Genomic DNA, 17,192 nt, shown 5'->3' on the forward strand with positions numbered 1-17,192 from the left:
GCATAAGCAGACATGGGAAAAAATGAACTGACGTATCGCAGGCGGCCGCTGGGATTCCGCCTGAAGAAGTACCGGTTGCTGTTACCGTTCGTGCTGATCGGGGTGGCGTACTACTTTATCTTCAACTACATCCCCATCATCTGGGGATTCATGATCTCCCTGAAGGACATGAAGGTCGGGAGCACAATCTCCAACGCGCCCTGGGTGGGGCTGGAGCATTACAGATATGTGCTGAACGACCCGGAAATGTTCAAGCTGCTGCGCAACACGCTGACCATCAGCATCGCCAGGCTGGTGTTCACCTTCTTCCCGCCGATTCTGCTGACGATCATCATATTCGACCTGCGCAGCACCCTGTTCAAGAAATTCGGCCAGACGCTGGTGTACATACCCCATTTCTTCTCCTGGGTCATCATCTACGGCATCGTATTTGCCTTCTTCAGCGAAAGCGGTTTCATCAATATCCTGATCGGCAAGCTGGGCGGCAATACCTATCCGTTCATGACTTCCAGCAAGGCTTTCGTCCCTCTGCTGGTGGGCTCCCAGGTCTGGAAGGAGGCCGGATGGGGCACGATTCTCTATTTCGCCGCGCTGACCGGCGTGAACCCGGAGCTGTACGAGGCGGCCAAGATCGACGGGGCAGGGCCTCTTGCCAGAATCAGGGCCGTGACGCTCCCCGCCATGATCCCCGTGATCTCCTTCTCGCTGATCATGGCCATGGGCAATATCCTGAACAGCGACTTTGAACAGATCCTGCTGTTCTACAATGCCAGCGTCTTCGATGTGGCGGATGTCATAGACACATGGGTGTACCGGATAGGCCTGGGCAGGATGCAGTACGGCGTTGGTTCGGCCGTGAGCATGATGAAGGCCGTGGTGAGCCTGGTATTGATACTGATCGCGAACACCGCCTCGAAGAAGGTGGCCGGGCGCGGCATGTTTTAGGGAAAGGAGCCGGACGCACATGAAAGCAGAAAAAGAGACTATAAAATTCAGAACGCCCAAGGAGAACCGGATCAAAATGTCCAGGCAGGAATGGACATACCAGATCGTCATCAATGTCATCATGGTGCTGGTGCTGGTGATATGCGTGGTTCCGCTGTTCTACGTGCTGGGCATGTCCTTAAGCTCCGAGGGGGAGATGCTGGAGCGCAACTATTTCATCATCATTCCCAGGAAGCCCGTGCTGAGCGCATACAAATACATCATCACCGGGACCAACTTCCTGCACGGCATGCTGATCACCCTGATCCGCACCCTGCTGGGCGTGGTGGTGGCTTTGGTCTTCCCGCTGATACTGGGATATACCCTGGCGAATTATGATTTCCCCTGCCGCAAGGCCCTGATGATCTACCTAATCATCACCATGATCCTGGGCGGCGGGCTGATTCCCGGATACCTGCTGATGAGCAAGCTGCACCTGCTCAACACCTTCTGGGTGTACATCGTCCCGGCCTTCGGCAATCCATACGGGGTGCTGGTGGTGAAGATGTTCGTGGAGGGGCTGCCCCAGGATGTGATGGATTCCGCGGAGCTGGACGGCGCATCGGAGCTGCAAAAGCTGTCCTATATTGCACTGCCCCTGCTCAAGCCCACCCTCTGCGCGCTGGGGCTCTTCGCGGCGGTGGCGCACTGGAACGACTGGTTCTCCACCATGCTGTATGTCCGGGATTCCAATCTCTATCCGGCCCAGTACATCATCCGCAACCTGCTGACCCAGACCGCCCAGACGGACATCAGCAACAACCTGGTCTCCACCTACGTGAAGATGACGCCCCAGTCCCTGAAGATGGCCAGCGTGGTGGTGGCGGTGCTGCCCATCCTGTGCGTGTACCCATTCCTGCAGAAGTATTTCATCTATGGCATGTACACGGGTTCCGTGAAAGGCTGACCTGAGATTTCATCGGATTGTTACGCCGGCAGACGGGAATGGGTTCTGTCTGCAATGGCTTAACATAGAGAAAAAAAGGAGGATAAAGTAATGAAGAGAAAGAAACTAATGGCTCTGTGTCTGGCAGCGGCCATGTCCGCGTCCATGCTGGCCGGCTGCGGCAGCGACGGCAAAGAAGCGTCCGGAGACAGCAAAGAGCAGTCTTCCGCGGAGGAATCCGGCGAAGAGGCCCAGGACAGCGCCGAAGAGAGCAGCGGGGAGGAAGCCGAGGCATCCGACAGCGAAGCACCCGACGACGGGGCGGCCGGGGGAGCGGCAGCCGCAAACGTGCCTGCTTTCGAGGACATCCAGTTCCCGGATACCATGCCCGCGAATCCCACCCTGGCCGAGGACGGCTGGTATGACTACGATGACATGAGCGTACATTATGACCTGGAGTTCCTCACCTACAACTATGGGGAAGAGCTTCCGGCCAACGATCCCATCGCGGCATGGCTGAATGAGAAGTTCAATGTGACGATCACCCTGACCACTGCCGCCGGCGGCGACTTGGAAAGCATCCTTTCCACCAGATTTTCATCAGACGATGTGCCGGATCTGTTCTCTCTGCCCAGCCTCGACTACGGCTTTACCCTGGGCGAACAGGGCCTGCTGGTGGACGCATCGGAAATCTATCCCTACATGCCTCAGACCTGCAAATTCGTCACCACCACTCTGCTGGAATACACCACCATGGAGGACGGAAGCATCCCTGTCTTTACCAAATACGCCATCCAGGACGGAGACATCTGGGGCCTGGCGATCCGCGAGGACTGGCTGGAGAGCCTGAACATGGAAATGCCCACCACGCTGGACGAGCTTAAGGAATACGCAAGGGCATGCACCTTTGACGATCCTGACGGAAACGGCCAGGACGACACCTGGTTCATGACAGGCGCAGGAAACGGCACCGGTTTCGGATGCCTGGGCGGATTCCAGCCCTGGTTCGGCAATCCCGCTGCCCGTGCCCAGGACGGCAAGCTGGTATCCCCCATGCTGGACGGCTCCCACAAAGGCTGGATCACCTTCATGCATGAGCTCTATGACATGAACGTGCTGGCTCCCGACTGGTTCACCATCGACTGGGAGAGCGCCAAGGCCTATATGCTGAAAGGCAGGGTGGGCATGGTGAACTATCCCTCCGGCGCCCTTTACAATGAGCAGGCCCTGGCCAACGACAACGATTTCGCCGGCGCCGCAAAGACATGGGCATATCTGCCCAGCCTGCCCGACGGCGCAAAGGGAGGCGCAGGCGGCAATGCGGGTCCCCTCTGGGCGATTCCCAAGAGCAAGGTGGAAGGAGATCAGGGCAAGCTGATGAGGATCCTGCATATCATGGATTCCATGTGCTATGGCGGCGACAGCTACTTCGCCACTGTCCAGGGCGGCGGCAATGAGGTCCACGAGGGATATGAGGCCGACGTGAGGGAATATCTGCCCGACGGCACCAACTACTGCTACGTGGACGCCAGCCATCCGGGATTCGACGGCACCTATGGCACCACCAATCTGGCCCTTGCCACCTGGCAGAACTTCGGCTATACCCTGAAGTGGCAGATGGAATATGTCACCGATGACATGGATCCTGACCTGAAGGCGCAGAAGGAGAAGACCAACGAGGGCATCAAGGCCATGGCCGGTTATGACAGATGGCCCAACGACGGGCTCCTGAGCACCGTTTCCACCAGCACCATCGCTCCGAACCTGGGCGAGTATGAGATCCAGCAGTTGTACAAGTTCGTGGTAGGCGAGCGCAGCATGGACGAGTGGGACGACTATGTGAAGGAATGGCTTGACAGAGGCGGAAGGGATGTCCTGACTGCCCAGGCCGAGAAGCTTGGGGTAGAGCTTCCCGATGAGGCCAAATAGGGCCTGAAGGTTCATAAACGCAAAACCGAACACAGATATTCGATACGGCCGCACTGCAGACGGACTGCAGGCGGCCGTATTTTTCACGGGCAGTCCCTTCATGTCCGGAAATACCAGGGAAATTTTTATAACACTCTTGTCATTTCCTATATCTGGTATTATAATACCTTTATCTGCTACTAAATATTGTTATGATTCCCATATGGATCGGGGCGAGGAATCCCCACGCAGGAAGAGAAGCGAGGCAAGAACGAAGGATGAACCTGTCTGACCTGACGAGAAATTCACATATGCTGCGAGGCTCCCTGGCCAAAAGAGGTTACATGCGCTGGTGGCATTCCTTTTCCGGCGTACAGCCTGAGACCGGGGAGGCCCGCACTTTTTTCGTGGAATTCTTCATCGTCAATCCCGGTCTGGGCGCGGCCAGGCCCATTTTAGGCCAGCATCCCTATTTCAGGAAGCGGGGCATGCGGCCCTCCTATGTGATGATAAAGGCCGGGGCCTTTCCCGATGCGGAGGGGAACGGCGGCAGGCAGCTCCACGCCTTCTACCCAATCTCCGCGCTGCAGGCCACGGGCAGCCCCCTGGTCATGCAGATAGAGGATCCCCTCACAGGCCTTTTCCTGTACAGTGAAGACAGGATTGTGGGCAATCTGGAGGTGACACCGGGAGAGGCCAGGCACCGCTCCCGCATGACACAGGCAGGCGCCATGGAGTGGGACGTAAAGGTGCAGAAGGCCGTTTCCTGCCACACAGGCGGCCTCTGCAACAGGCTCGCGGAGACCTTCCGCAGACTGGACAGCTTCTGGCACGGGGAGGGCATCCGCAGCTTTTTTCAGGGCACCGTGACGCTGGACGGGGCATCCTATGAAGTGGCCCCGGAGACCGGCTACGGCTACGCGGACAAGCACTGGGGGCGCAGCACGGGCAGGCCGTGGTTCCAGTTCGCCTGCGGGAAGCTCCTCAGCGGGCGCTCGGACAGGGAGCTGCGGCATTCCGTGGTGGCCCTGAACTGTCTGCACCCCAGGCTCCTCCTCTTCCCCCTGCGGCCCCGACTGATGCTGCAGCTGACCTATATGGGGGAGGACTTCCAGTTCTCCCGCTGCAAATGGGAGACCAAAGAGACCGGAAAGCGGTTCGTCTGGCATGTGCTGGCCCAGAACCAGAACGTGGTGGTCAAGCTCTCCGGAAGCTGTGCCAAAAGGGAGATGCTGCAGCTCCAGTACGAGGATCCGGACGGATATAAGGACAGTCGCCCCCTGTGGGCAGGCGGCGGAGGGGTCGGCACGCTGCAGCTTTTCCGGAAAGGGGCGGGCGGCAGGGAATGCGTGGACACCCTGAAGCTGTCCGATGCACTGTGCGTCTATCGCGGCATGTAATCCGCAGGGGGCCTGCATTTTCCTGTTGCGGCCCGCTTGACCGCTGCATTTTGGGCAGATTTGTCCCTTGACATTTTTTTGTTTTGTGGTAAGATACAGATAACATCTCCCTCAGGCCTCTGCGGAAACGTATGCACACTTGAGGGCGTTTTGTTTATAAGGAGCCGAATTATGCCTGGCAAGGAGTTTAAGACAATCGAAGAACAACTGGAAATCCTCCGTTCCCGCGGCCTCACCATTGAGGATGTGCCCAGCGCAAGAGACTTTCTGCTCCACAATAATTATTATCGGCTCAGCGGCTATTCTCTCACACTCCGCAAGAACGACATATTCTTCCAGTCCGCTACTTTCCAGAACATTGTGGATATCTACCGTTTCGACCACGAGTTCAGGCACATCATCCTCCAATACCTGGAGATAATTGAAGTACAGATGAAATCTGTCTACGCACACGAATTTGCAAAAGCCCATGGTCCTGTCGGATACCTCATCCCTACCTTTTTTACCAACAAAGCCAGGCACAGGGAAATCATCGATAAAGCAGAAAAGCAGAAAGCACAGCGCCTCCCCCATGAGGCTTATCTGAAGCATTTTGTAAATGACCTCGGACAAGACATTCCTCTGTGGGCATATGTCGATTTGTTGACCATATCCGACATCTCTTTTTTATATGCCATCTCTGAGCCAGCCATCCAGGATGCCGTTGCCCGCGTCTTTGGCTTGTCCATGGGAAAAGGCTCATCCATCCTGGGAAGCTATATGCACAGCATGACAATTATCCGTAATCTCTGTGCACATGGATGCAGAATATATAACCGCCTTTTTGAGCAGAAGCCCTCCCTTAACAAAAAAGAGAAGGCATTGTTAATAAAAAACAGCAAAGGTGAACTTGACAATGCACATTTTTACGGTTTCCTTCTAATTATGAGACGGATGCTTTCCCCGAATGAATTCAGGAAATTAAAAGATTCCATCATTATGCTGAAAAAAAAATATCCATTTGTACGGATGGATTACTATGGCTTCCGCGGCGATTGGCAGCAGATGCTGTAATATTATCCGCACATACGCATATACTGTCTCTGACTACTCCCACAAGCCGGTTTCGGCGCAATACCGTGGGCGGTCTGAAGCCAGGGATTTCCCCTGGCTTTCCTTTTCTCAATTATTCTCAGACCTCTTCCTGTATCCACACCCGCATCCGGTCCGCGCCCTGGTTGGCCCAGGCGTAACAGGGTATGGCGGCCGATACCCGAAGCGCTTCCCGGACGGGCGAAGCGGCCATATTTTCCTTATTGACAGCCCCCGCGGAATATGGTATACAGAGAACAATCACAAAAAAAGATTGGAGAGGCCATCTATGGGAACACAGCTATCTTTCAAGGAATACCGTGACAAGGTAAAGGCCTGTTTTCTGGGCAAGAACATCGGGGGGACCCTGGGCGCGCCCTTTGAGTGCATCCGCGGGGTCTATGACATCGACTATTACACCCACGACCTGTCCCTGGGCGTGCTGCCCAATGACGATCTGGACCTGCAGCTGGTGTGGCTGAACGCGGCAGAGCAATACGGCCGCGGCGTGGACGCGGAGATCCTGGGGGAATACTGGCTCTCCTACATCGTGGCGGACTGGTCGGAGTACGGCGCGGGGAAGAACAATCTGCGCTACGGCCTGGTGCCCCCCATCTCCGGCTGGTACAGGAACCACAACAAGGATAGCTGCGGCTGCTTCATCCGCAGCGAGATCTGGGCCTGCCTGGCCCCGGGGCACCCGGAGATTGCCGTGAGATACGCCTATGAGGACGCCATATGCGACCATGCGGGTGAGGGCATGTACGGCGAGATCTTCTGTGCCGCCCTCCAGAGTGCTGCTTTCGTGGAGAAGGACATGCACGCGCTCATAGACGCGGCCCTCTCCTATATCCCGAAGGACTGCGCCGTGGCAGGGGCGGTGCGGGCCGCCCTGGAATGCCATGAGAAGGGCATGGACTGGAAGGCCGCCCGCAAGGCCATCCTGCAGAAATTCCCGGGCTCCTTCGGCATGCTCCACGGCTACAGGGACCAGGAACCGGAGGAAGACGTTCCTGTCGGCAATCTGGGCTATGACGCCCCCAGCAATATCGGCATCATGGCGCTGGGCTGGGTGTACGGGGAGGGGGATTTCTCCCGGAGCATCTGCATCGCCGCAGGCTGCTGCGAGGACGGGGACTGCACCGCGGGCACTCTGGGAGCGCTGTTGGGCATCATAGGCGGCACCGCGGCCATCGATGAGAAATGGCTGCAGCCCATAGGCGACGAGATCAAGACCGTGTCCATCGACCGCACCAAGGCCTGCCTGGACGTGCCCGAGACCGTCAGCGCCCTCACCGCCCGAATCATCCAGCTGATGCCCACCTTCCTGCAGGGGCATTTCGACCTGGACGAAACCGGCGCCATCGCCTTCCACCCGGTGGAGTGCATCGCCAATGCCGTCACCAAGACCGGTGTCTTCGACAGGGAGGATTTCTCCCGGGAGATATCCGTGTCCCCGGTGTGCGTCCGCAGGTCCAACTGCCTCATGGATATCCGTATAGAATATGACGGAGAATTGGATATCCGTGAGGGGCAGACGAAGGTCTTCCATGTAAAGGCCAAAAACCGCCTCCACAGCCAGCAGTGGCTGGAGTGCCGCCTGCACTTGCCGGAGGGCTGGAGCGGCGACCCCTCCGATACCATCTGCGTAAACCTGAACCAGACCCACGGCGGCTCCAGCATCACGGAGTTCGACTTCGCCGTGACGCCCCAGGCACCCGTCCGGGGCAGGACGGACATCCTGCTGGAGATCCGCTCCAACGGAAGGCTCCACCGGATGTACGTGGCGCTGCCCCTGCTGCAGGGCGCCTGCCAGGCGGCCGCAGACCTGAACAGAACACAGTAGCCGAAAAGGCGGCAAGGGCCATGTCATACCGCCCTTGCCGCCTTCCTGTTCTCATCCGGCATGCATCTCTGCCGCCAGGACAGCCAGCAGCCGCTCCTCCGTGTCCTCAAAGAAGATGCCGCCTGCATTGAGCTTCTCCTGGCTCATGGTCAGGTCCCTGGGATTCTCCTCGCCTGCCTCCCCCTCCTTTACGAGCCGCCCCGTATCCCAGCCCAGCCTCTCGAAGAGGGAATGCACCATGTAGAACATGGCTTTCCTGCCCGGCGCGCCGAAATTGTAGACGCCTCCCTTTAAGGAAAAGGCCGCCTCCAGGTTCCCGGCCACCCGGTTCACGTCCGTGATGCCCCGGATGTCGTTCACAGGGTAGTGCAGCTTCTCCGCGGTCCCCACCTTCGGCAGAAGCGTCCGCAGGAAATCCCCGTGCTCCCCCGGATTCAGGGTCCGCGCGTCATACATCCAGGACAGCCTCAAGTGCACGCTGTCAGGGTTCGCCTCCATGCACAGCCCCTCGGCGGCGAGCTTCTCCCTGCCGTAGAGATTGCCGGGCACCACAGCCTCCGTCTCCAGGTGGGGGCCCCTGACGCCGCTCCCGGCATAGACCTGGTCCGAGCTGCACAGCAGGCATTTCGCGCCCACCAAAGCAGAGGCCCTGGCCAGGTTCACCGCCCCGTCCACATTAATCTTCCAGGAGCGCTCCGGCTCCCTGTCGCACTGCCCGATGTCCGAAATGGCCGCGCAGTGCACCACATAGTCCGGCCTCCAGTCCCGGAGCCTGGCAATGACCCCGGCCTCGTCCGTGATGTCCAGCTCTCCGTGCCCGGGGGCGCAGATCTCATATTTTTCCCGGTAGAAATCTACCACCCTGCCCCCCATGAATCCCGATGCCCCTGTCACCAATAACCTCTTCATGCCGTCCCTCCTCATCTCTCTTTTTTCATCCGCCCGGCCTGTCCCCGCCGGCTTCCCATGCGCTGCTCCGCCTTTCCCCATCCGTGGGCATCCTCCCTATTTCCAGATGCCCACCCGGTCCTCGGGCGCGACATACATATCATCCCAGTTCCAGATGCGGTACACATCATAGAAGGCGTCGCAGGAGCTCAGCACCGCATTCACCCTCACCTTGTTCGGCGCATGCGTGTCCACCTTGAGCAGGTACAGCGCATAGCTCTCCGTGGTGACGTCTGCCCAGTTGTAGGCCATCTGCTCGAAAGCGTCCTCCAGCATCTCCCTGTCGTCGCCGATGATCGACGTGATGCAGGTCATGGCTCCCAGGTCGGCGATGTTTTCCGCCAGAGTCAGCTCCCCGTCCACAGGCATGCCCATCACTTCATACCCTTCATAATACTCCACGATGGACTGCGACAGCTCCTCATAGGCGGCAAGCTCTTCCTCCAGCCACCAGACATTATAATTTCCGTATTCGTCATAAAGGGCACCGCTGGAATCAAAGGCATGGCTGACCTCATGGGCTATGGCGAAGCCGATTCCCCCCAGATTGGCCCCCTGGCTGCTCCCGCTGTCATAAAACGGCGCCTGCAGTATGGCCGCCGGGAAGATGATCTCATTGTTCAGCGGGTCGTACATGGCATTCACTGTCTGGGGCGTCACGTCCCACTCCGTCCGGTCCACCTCCCGCCCCAGCCTGTCCAGGTCGTCCTCTATGGACACCTCTATGCCCGCCAGCAGATTGGACATGAGGCTCCCGCCTTCCGAAACGGGCGTCACCTGCATCATGTCGCCGGCCGCCGGCCATTCGTCCGGATACCCGATTTTGACCTGCATGGTCCTGAGCTTCCTGACCGCCCTCTCCTTGGTCACCAGGCTCATCCAGTCCTGCCTGTCGATGATCTCCTCGTATTCCTCCAGGATGAGGCCGATCATCTCCTCCACCGCCTCCTTGTCCTCCCGGGAAAAATGCTCCTTCACATATATCTTCCCGAAATCCCACGGAAGCAGCTCCTGGGTCAGATTCATCCAGACGAATTCGTCGTCCCAGCTCTCCGTAATGCCATACAGCGCGTTCTGCATATCCGTATAGAGCTTCACATACGCGGCGCTCCCGTATTCCGCCACATCGTTGAGCAGCGCGAAGGTGGAGTAGTCCTTCAGCGCCTGCAGGTTCTCCTCCACCAGCAGGGAGTTGATTTTCTCCGCCTGCCCCACGTCTATCACGATATACCTGTCCTGCCCGTCTATCCGCAGCAGCTCCAGCAGCTTACGGACGTCCACATTGCTGTACAGCTCCTGCAGCTTCTGCTCCGTGTACACATTGTAAATCAGGGCCGGATCCTGATACTGCTCCGCGGTCAATGTGGACCCGCAGATGTCCCGCAAAAGCCCCTCTATGGAATCCGCGCTCCGCGCCGCCTCCTGCCGGGTCATGCCGAATTCCAGCAGCATGTCCTCCACATAGGCAAAGTAGGCCTCCATATATTCCCGGGTGTCCTCGCCCTCCACATACTCCTTGCCGATCAGAGTGTCCGCGTACATCATGTATACAGCGTACCTGCCGGAATCCGCCATGTCCTGCATGACGCTGTAGCCGCCCAGGATGCTGCTGAAGCCGTACTGTCCCCGTAGGCGCGCCAGGGCCTCCACGTACTCCTCTATGCTCGCTGCGTTCCGTATGCGGTCCATATGGGGCTGCAGCGGGCCCAGGCCTGTCTCGTTCCGGTTGTCCATATCGGAGACGCATTCGTACATATCTTTTATTTTCTGCTCGGAGCTGCCTTTTTCATAGGTTTTCCTGTCGTTTGCCAGCTCCCGGATGGTCTCCTCCATCTCGTTCCTGGCGGCGGCCTGAAGCTCCCCGAACCAGTCCCAGCCCGCCTCCGTGGGCTCAAGCTCAATCCTCGAAAGAATGGGCTGATTGATGAACGCATAGTAGTCGTCCCGTCCTCCGGTGTCCTTCCGGCAGCCCGTCATCTGCACGATCAAAAGCACCGTCATCAGCAGCGCCGCCATCCTCTTCCTCATGTCACGCACCTCGTCTCCTTCTCTCGGATTATGTATCCCGGTTTTCCCGCTCTCCGCTTTTTACGCTACTTCCAGCTTATACTGCATAACGCTGAATACTGCCTAATGCAATCATGCGATTGAACCGGTCAGCGTTATGCAGTCTGATTTCACGGCAAGTGAAATCGTTAAGCAGTATAATATAAAACGCCGCGGAATTCAATCATGAATTTCTGCAGAGCCGGCCTGAAAAAGGAGCCGTCCGCGCGCAGCCGACAGCCCCTTTCTTTGCAGCCATTCTTTTCTCAGCTATTTTCAGACTTCTTCCTGCATCCACACCCGCATCTGGTTCTCGCCCCGGTTGGCCCAGGCATAATAAGGGATGGCCGTCATCTGCGCTTTCTCCTTCACGGGAGGCTCCTCGCTGTACAACTCATCGCTGCCCACCATGCGGAGACCCTCAAATTTCAGCAGTACATTTCCTTTCAGCACGCCCTCCTCGCAGGTCACAGCCTCCGCCTTCAGCTCTTTGGGAATCCGCAGGCTCTGAATCAGCTCCCCGTTGTCCACGCCCTCGAAGCAGTAGACCACAGGTCCCCGCAGCAGGGCCACGCAGCCCGCGTCCTCCCGCACATGCTGGTTGGCGTAGGCCTTGCGCACCTCCATGGGGAACTCCACCTCTACTACATCTCCGTCTTCCCATCTCCTGGTGATGTAGGCATAGCCCTTCTTCACCAGCTTCTGCATGTCCAGCTTCTCTCCGTTCACGGTCAGGAACACCCGCCGGTCCTCCGGCTTCACATAATAAGGGATGTGGATGGCAAAGGTGAACGCCTCCTCCGTCTTGGGCGCGACGGTATAGCGGGTCCTCCCCTCCCAGGGGTAGCTGGTCTCCACGGTGACGTCCGCCTTCTCCAGCTGCGCCCTCTGCCCGATCATCAGGTGGGAGTAGATCGTGGACTCGTTCTCGCTCCAGCAGTACTGCCCCAAGGAGGTCACCAGCCGCACCAGGTTGGGCGGGCAGCAGGCGCAGGCGTACCAGCCGGGCCTTACCGGCAGGGAATGCTGATACCCGAAGAGCTTCCCGGACACTCCCGGCTCGCACTCAAGAGGGTTCACATAGAAATACTTCTTCCCGTCCAGCTGCATGCCGCTGATGGTGCTGTTGTACAGCTCCTTCTCCATGATGTCCGCGTAGGCGCCGTCCATCTCCATCTCCAGCATCCGGTGGGCGAAGAACACCATGGCGATGGAGGCGCAGGTCTCCGCGTAGGCCATGTCGTTGGGCAGCTCGTAATTGTTGGAGAAGGCCTCCCCCTCCGGGTTCCCGCCCAGGGCCCCGGTGATGTACATCTTCTTGTTCACCACATTGTCCCACAGGGTCCGGCAGGCCTGATACATCCTCTCGTCCCCGTCCGCCCCGGCCACGTCCGCCATGGCGGTGTACATATACAGGGCACGGACCGCATGGCCCACCGCCTCCTTCTGGTCGTAGATGGGCTCATGGGCCTGGTTGTAGGTCACGTCCATGGCCTCGATGCTGTACTGCCCCCAGTGCTGCCAGCCGCGCTTCAGCTTCTCCTGGTGGAAATAGTCCGGATTCTTCCCCCGCTCCTCCAGGAAATATTTCGCCATGTCCCTGTACTTCTCTTTCCCCGTGGCCCGGTAGAGCTTCATCAGGCCAATCTCCACCTCCTGGTGTCCCGGGATGCCGTGCTCCTTGTCCTCCTCGGGGCCGAAGCGGTCTATGATATGGTCGGCCATGCGCTCCATCACATGCAGGAGCTTATCCTTCCCGGTGACGTCGAAATAAGCCACGGCGGCCTCCATCATATGCCCGGCGCAGTAGAGCTCATGGCACTCGTGGAGGTTCTGCCAGCGGTGCTCGGGCTCCTTGATGGTGAAGTAGGTGTTCAGATAGCCGTCGGGCTGCTGGGCCTTCTCGATGATATCGATGATGTCGTCCGTCCGCTTCTCCAGCGCCGGGTCCGGCTTCACGGACAGGGAATAGGCCACGCCCTCCAGCCATTTCGCCAGGTCGCTGTCCTGGAATACCATCCCGTAGAACTCACCCTGGCTCAAGCCAGCGGCGATGCGGAAGTTCTCGATGGCGTGGCTCTTCGCCACCCCTGGCACTTCATCGTTCAGAACCTTTTCCTGGAAAGGGATGACTACATCGATGACTTTCTCCTGCATCCCGCTCCAGAATCCGTCCGCCACCTTCACCTGGCTGACATTTACCTCTTTTGCCGTTTTTTTCATGTCCATCCTCCATTCTGCCGCCAGGCGGCATGTATCCTTGCGGTCCGTCTCATATTCAGATGTGTACAAATACGAATATCTCCAAAACGGGAATTGCCTGTTCCCAAGAACTATGTTATCATTTTCATAAATAAACGCAACATACAGTTTTCAATGAAAGGTGGACAAATCATAGATGTTGTACCTGGTATCAGACGCCTCCAGGCCGGTCCGTTTCCTGTCCGCGGGCAATCTCAACAATGAGGACCAGTTCCTCCATTCCAAGCGCACCATCCAGTCCTATGAGCTCATCTCCGTCACCAGGGGCACCCTGCACATCCAGTCCGGCCAGAGGGACTATGCGCTGAGCCCCGGGCAGTTCGTGCTGCTGTTCCCCGGGGAATGCCATTTCGGCACCCGGGCCTCCCAGGGGGAGCTGGGCTTCTACTGGACCCATTTCCACTTCGACGCGGAAGTCAGCGCCGTCTACGAGGAACCCCCGGAGGCCGCCCTGTTCCCGGACGAGAGCCGCCCCCGGTACATCCTTCCGGAGACCGGCACGCTGTCCGCCAACAGCCGGGTCAATGTGCTGTTCGTGCAGCTCCTGGATCTGGCCAAGCGCTTAGGGAGCCTGTCCTCCACCCAGTGCAGCTATGCCCAGAGCACCCTGCTGCTGGAGGTGACCCATGAATGCTTCTTCCGCCGTCACCTGATGCAGCAGAACGAGAAAGTCCCCCTGGGCATCGCGGACCTGATGGAATGGCTGGAGCTCAATTTCGACACTGCCCTGTCCGTGGCGGGCATCGCGGAGAAGTTCGGCTACCATCCCTCCTACCTGACTTCCGTATTCAAGCGCTACAGCGGGTGCACCATCACCGAATATCTGAACCGTCAGCGCATCCGGGTGGCGAAGAACCTCCTGACCTCCACGCCGAAGCTGACCCTGGCGGAGATCGGCACCCAGGTGGGCATCGGGGACGAGAAATATTTCATGCGGCTCTTCAAGCGCTATGAGGGCGTCACCGCCACCGCCTACCGGGAGGCCTTTTCCAGGAAGCCGCTGAACCGGTAGGATTTGGCAAGGCCATCAGGGTCCTGGAAAAAGAAGCTTGCGTTATGGGTTCGTTCCATTATATAATGAGGGTGGCCCTTTGGGGCCGGGACTTCAAAAAACAGGAGGATGGATGACCATGCTGGAATTTCGATACGACACGCAATTGCTGATAGAGGGTGAAAATCTGGACGAAGATACGATTACGGATTATTTCACGGAGAACTTTAAGGGCGACTGTCTGCTGGCGGTGGGGGACGATGAGCTGATCAAGATCCATTACCACACCAATGAGCCCTGGAAGGTGCTGGAATACTGCGCTTCCCTGGGGGAGATCCATGACATCGTCATCGAGGACATGGACAGGCAGGCCAGGGGGCTGCAGGGCTAGTGCGCCGTTCAGCCCCGAAGCCATGAAAAGCAGGCTCACCCCCGCCCACGCGGGAAAATCGGAGAGGGGGATAATCAGTCCCCCTTCCACACCGCCTGGCATACCGTTCGGTACCAAGGCGGTTCAATCGTTTTCACGTACTTCTGTCTTGGCTCCCTAAAGCCTCCCCAGCTCATCCATCATCGCGCGCCTGTTCCGGTACTTGCCCCTCCATTCTGCCGCGATTTCTTCTGCCACTTTAGAACCTCCCGTTATCTTCTTCATTCTGCAAAGCAGCGCCACAAGCTGCCGGTACTTGCTTCTGTCGCCGGTGTGCATCGCCATCTTATCGACTTCCTCTTTGTATTTCTGCAGCAGTTCCCCGGGATAGTCCTTCTTCAGGACATCTTCATACTGTTGCAGCATATTCAGCCCCGGACTCCCCGTGACAAGTTCAAGCAGTCTGTCATACAGCTTTTCTTCTTTATACAGCTCGTCCGGGCGCACATGTCCCGGGAGATTCGCGAATACCTCTTCCCTTTTTTCCTTCCATTCCCCGGGGGGATATTGTTTCTTCAATTCCCTGTAGATATGCAGCTTCCCCGGGTCATCTTCCAGAACCAGCTTCCATAATTGCTTTCTGTACGCCTCCCGGTTCCCCTGTAAAAGAAAAATCTCTTTTTTCTGATTGCTGTACTCCGCTACCAGGCCCCTGTATTCTTTATCCAAAGCCATGCTCTCGTCCAGGGCTTCCAGAGCGTGCGCGTATTCTTTCTTTTTTGTGCAAAATTCTATGTAATACCGTCTTACCAAGGAATTGCGCCAATGCTTTCTGCAGAATTCCTCTATCAGGATTCCGGAATTTTTCTGCTTTTCAATCATTCCCAGATATCTGGTGGCCCATTTTCCCGTGTGGTAGCTGCCGCTCCAGCTGTCGCTTTGGAGCGATGACTTCTCTATCATATCTTTTATGAACTGCAGCTTAGGCTCCCTGAATTCCTTTTCCTGGAATTCCTCCATGATAACCTGCTCTATATATTCTTCCAGATAGTCTATGACGGAACCGTCCAGATGCTCCGTGAACCAGCGGAACATCTGCTGCTTTACATCCATGTCGGCTTTGGACAGGATCTCCCGCCAATACTGCTCTATCTCCCCGGCCAGCGTGCCGGTGCCGCCATCGGAGTCGTCCATGGCCACATCCCCTAAGACAGTAAACATGTGATTCATCAACGCAAAGGCGCTCATATAGTCTCCATCATCAACCATACGGCGCACATCTGCATCCAATATTTCGTCCAGCTCGGACAAGAAGCCGTCCGCCTCATAGTAACTGATAAAGCCGTCTCTTCCCAGGTATCTGTCCGTGATACGGTCTATCTGGCGGACGTACCTTTTTATGTCCTCTTTTGTCGTCCCTTTCTTCACCATGCCTCGAAAACGGAGCAGCAGCTTTTCATCTTCTTTCAAAAGCGATACCAGGTACGACCTTACCACGTCAATATCCGCTTCCCGGACAATTTCCTCGACGGAAATGGTCTTGGGGCTGTCGTCCTCTTCGGCTCCTCCCGACTCTTCCGCCTCCTGTCCCTCCTCAGACCATTGGTATAAGACCGCCGCCATATGCTTGCAACGGTTTCCGTCCTCAGCATAAGGGCAGGAGCAGTACATATCCACGGCTTCCCCGTTCCTGAGGGTAATCTCCACCTCATACTCCTCTGTCCCAATGACATCTGCCCTTATGCTGTCCGCGGCAATCTCCATGTTTTCCACTGCGTCATCACAATAATAATCGTATCCCCGTTCCAGGATCCGTGCCGCAAACAGTCTCTTCCAATTCATCTCTTCGCCCCTTCTTCCGGCAGAATCTTCCGGTATTTCTTTGGCAGACCATCCTGCCGGCTTTTGACTGGTCTGCGCAGGCGCGCCTACCTGTCCAGTATCATTTTTACCGCTTCCTTTAATGTGTCGCTGAAATCAGCCAGGTCATCGACTGTGATGACTTTAAGGCGGATGAGATCCGCAATATCGAAGACCGCGCTTGATTTCTCCCTCTCAATCATGACGCCCGGGGATTTTTTGTCTCTCCTGATCCGCCCTTCCAGCTTCCAGAATCTGTCGGAAGGATTGCCCTTATCCGAACTCAGCAGAGCTATATACTCCTTATTCAGGCGATCCATATAGTTTTCCTGCCAATCGGCTATTTTTTCTCTAAAAAGCTTCCAGTCGCTCTTTGATATCTCCATTTCAGGCTCCCCCTTTTTCTTTCTATCTACAGTATAATGGAAAGGTGTAGGAAATACAATACCGAGGCATCCAAATGATGTCTTTTGTGGAAAAGCAAGGCGAAATGTGGTAGAATGTCCCTAGTACCCCGATGCAGAAAGCCTTGAGCAATCAGCACTCGCTGTCCACCCCAGTACTGCGTTGTCATCGGTCGACGATGCCCCCGCATTGCCTCCTTCCTCCGCCTTGTCCTG

General features: G+C 57.1%; 14 protein-coding genes. 8 read left to right on the forward strand and 6 right to left on the reverse strand.

The window, feature by feature from the left end:
* The first annotated feature begins 12 nt into the window (after window positions 1-12).
* The 5 genes from Q2B33_RS03530 (at window position 13) to Q2B33_RS03550 (ending at window position 6,231) form a co-directional block, all read left to right on the forward strand.
* Window positions 13-945: a sugar ABC transporter permease gene (locus Q2B33_RS03530; protein WP_300782990.1), complete on the forward strand. Its 933-nt coding sequence runs from the start codon at window positions 13-15 to the stop codon at window positions 943-945.
* Between the two features lie 19 nt (window positions 946-964).
* Window positions 965-1,891, forward strand: coding sequence for a carbohydrate ABC transporter permease (locus tag Q2B33_RS03535; protein WP_296466158.1), 927 nt, complete (start codon window positions 965-967; stop codon window positions 1,889-1,891).
* Window positions 1,892-1,981: 90 nt separating this feature from the next.
* Window positions 1,982-3,799, forward strand: coding sequence for an extracellular solute-binding protein (locus Q2B33_RS03540; RefSeq protein ID WP_300782987.1), 1,818 nt, complete (start codon window positions 1,982-1,984; stop codon window positions 3,797-3,799).
* A gap of 257 nt (window positions 3,800-4,056) precedes the next feature.
* A complete protein-coding gene (locus Q2B33_RS03545) occupies window positions 4,057-5,178 on the forward strand; it encodes a hypothetical protein (RefSeq protein ID WP_300815405.1) in 1,122 nt (373 codons plus the stop codon).
* 171 nt (window positions 5,179-5,349) lie between these two features.
* Window positions 5,350-6,231, forward strand: a complete 882-nt coding sequence (locus tag Q2B33_RS03550; protein ID WP_300566704.1) for an Abi family protein — start codon at window positions 5,350-5,352, stop codon at window positions 6,229-6,231.
* A gap of 118 nt (window positions 6,232-6,349) precedes the next feature.
* Here Q2B33_RS03550 and Q2B33_RS24680 read toward each other — a convergent pair whose 3' ends face one another.
* Window positions 6,350-6,463 carry a hypothetical protein gene (locus Q2B33_RS24680; RefSeq protein WP_369124245.1) on the reverse strand — a complete coding sequence of 38 codons (114 nt, stop codon included), beginning with the start codon at window positions 6,461-6,463 and terminating at the stop codon, window positions 6,350-6,352.
* A 75-nt stretch (window positions 6,464-6,538) separates the two neighbouring features.
* Between Q2B33_RS24680 and Q2B33_RS03555 the strand changes: the two genes are divergently transcribed.
* Window positions 6,539-8,095 carry an ADP-ribosylglycohydrolase family protein gene (locus tag Q2B33_RS03555; RefSeq protein WP_300566707.1) on the forward strand — a complete coding sequence of 519 codons (1,557 nt, stop codon included), beginning with the start codon at window positions 6,539-6,541 and terminating at the stop codon, window positions 8,093-8,095.
* 51 nt (window positions 8,096-8,146) lie between these two features.
* Here Q2B33_RS03555 and Q2B33_RS03560 read toward each other — a convergent pair whose 3' ends face one another.
* The 3 genes from Q2B33_RS03560 to Q2B33_RS03570 form a co-directional block, all read right to left on the reverse strand.
* The gene (locus Q2B33_RS03560; protein WP_296466173.1) at window positions 8,147-9,004 is read right to left on the reverse strand and encodes a sugar nucleotide-binding protein; all 858 of its coding nucleotides are present in this window, start codon (window positions 9,002-9,004) and stop codon (window positions 8,147-8,149) included.
* Window positions 9,005-9,100: 96 nt separating this feature from the next.
* Window positions 9,101-11,071, reverse strand: coding sequence for a M13 family metallopeptidase (locus Q2B33_RS03565; RefSeq protein WP_300566711.1), 1,971 nt, complete (start codon window positions 11,069-11,071; stop codon window positions 9,101-9,103).
* Window positions 11,072-11,365: 294 nt separating this feature from the next.
* Window positions 11,366-13,318, reverse strand: coding sequence for a glycoside hydrolase family 127 protein (locus tag Q2B33_RS03570; RefSeq protein ID WP_300913865.1), 1,953 nt, complete (start codon window positions 13,316-13,318; stop codon window positions 11,366-11,368).
* A gap of 169 nt (window positions 13,319-13,487) precedes the next feature.
* On the opposite strand from Q2B33_RS03570, the gene Q2B33_RS03575 reads away from it, so the two are divergent.
* Both Q2B33_RS03575 and Q2B33_RS03580 read left to right on the forward strand, forming a co-directional pair.
* On the forward strand, window positions 13,488-14,363 hold the full coding sequence (locus tag Q2B33_RS03575) for an AraC family transcriptional regulator (protein WP_300566717.1): 876 nt from the start codon (window positions 13,488-13,490) through the stop codon (window positions 14,361-14,363).
* A 118-nt stretch (window positions 14,364-14,481) separates the two neighbouring features.
* Window positions 14,482-14,733 carry a kinase to dihydroxyacetone kinase gene (locus Q2B33_RS03580; protein ID WP_296473470.1) on the forward strand — a complete coding sequence of 84 codons (252 nt, stop codon included), beginning with the start codon at window positions 14,482-14,484 and terminating at the stop codon, window positions 14,731-14,733.
* Window positions 14,734-14,889: 156 nt separating this feature from the next.
* Here Q2B33_RS03580 and Q2B33_RS03585 read toward each other — a convergent pair whose 3' ends face one another.
* Complete coding sequence (locus Q2B33_RS03585; RefSeq protein ID WP_300566722.1) at window positions 14,890-16,554, reverse strand: SWIM zinc finger domain-containing protein; 1,665 nt, start codon at window positions 16,552-16,554, stop codon at window positions 14,890-14,892.
* An 86-nt stretch (window positions 16,555-16,640) separates the two neighbouring features.
* Complete coding sequence (locus Q2B33_RS03590; RefSeq protein WP_296477784.1) at window positions 16,641-16,958, reverse strand: hypothetical protein; 318 nt, start codon at window positions 16,956-16,958, stop codon at window positions 16,641-16,643.
* Between the last annotated feature and the right edge of the window lie 234 nt (window positions 16,959-17,192).

It is taken from the genome of uncultured Acetatifactor sp., from assembly GCF_948601915.1.
In the GTDB taxonomy this organism is placed as follows: Bacteria; Bacillota; Clostridia; order Lachnospirales; family Lachnospiraceae; genus Acetatifactor.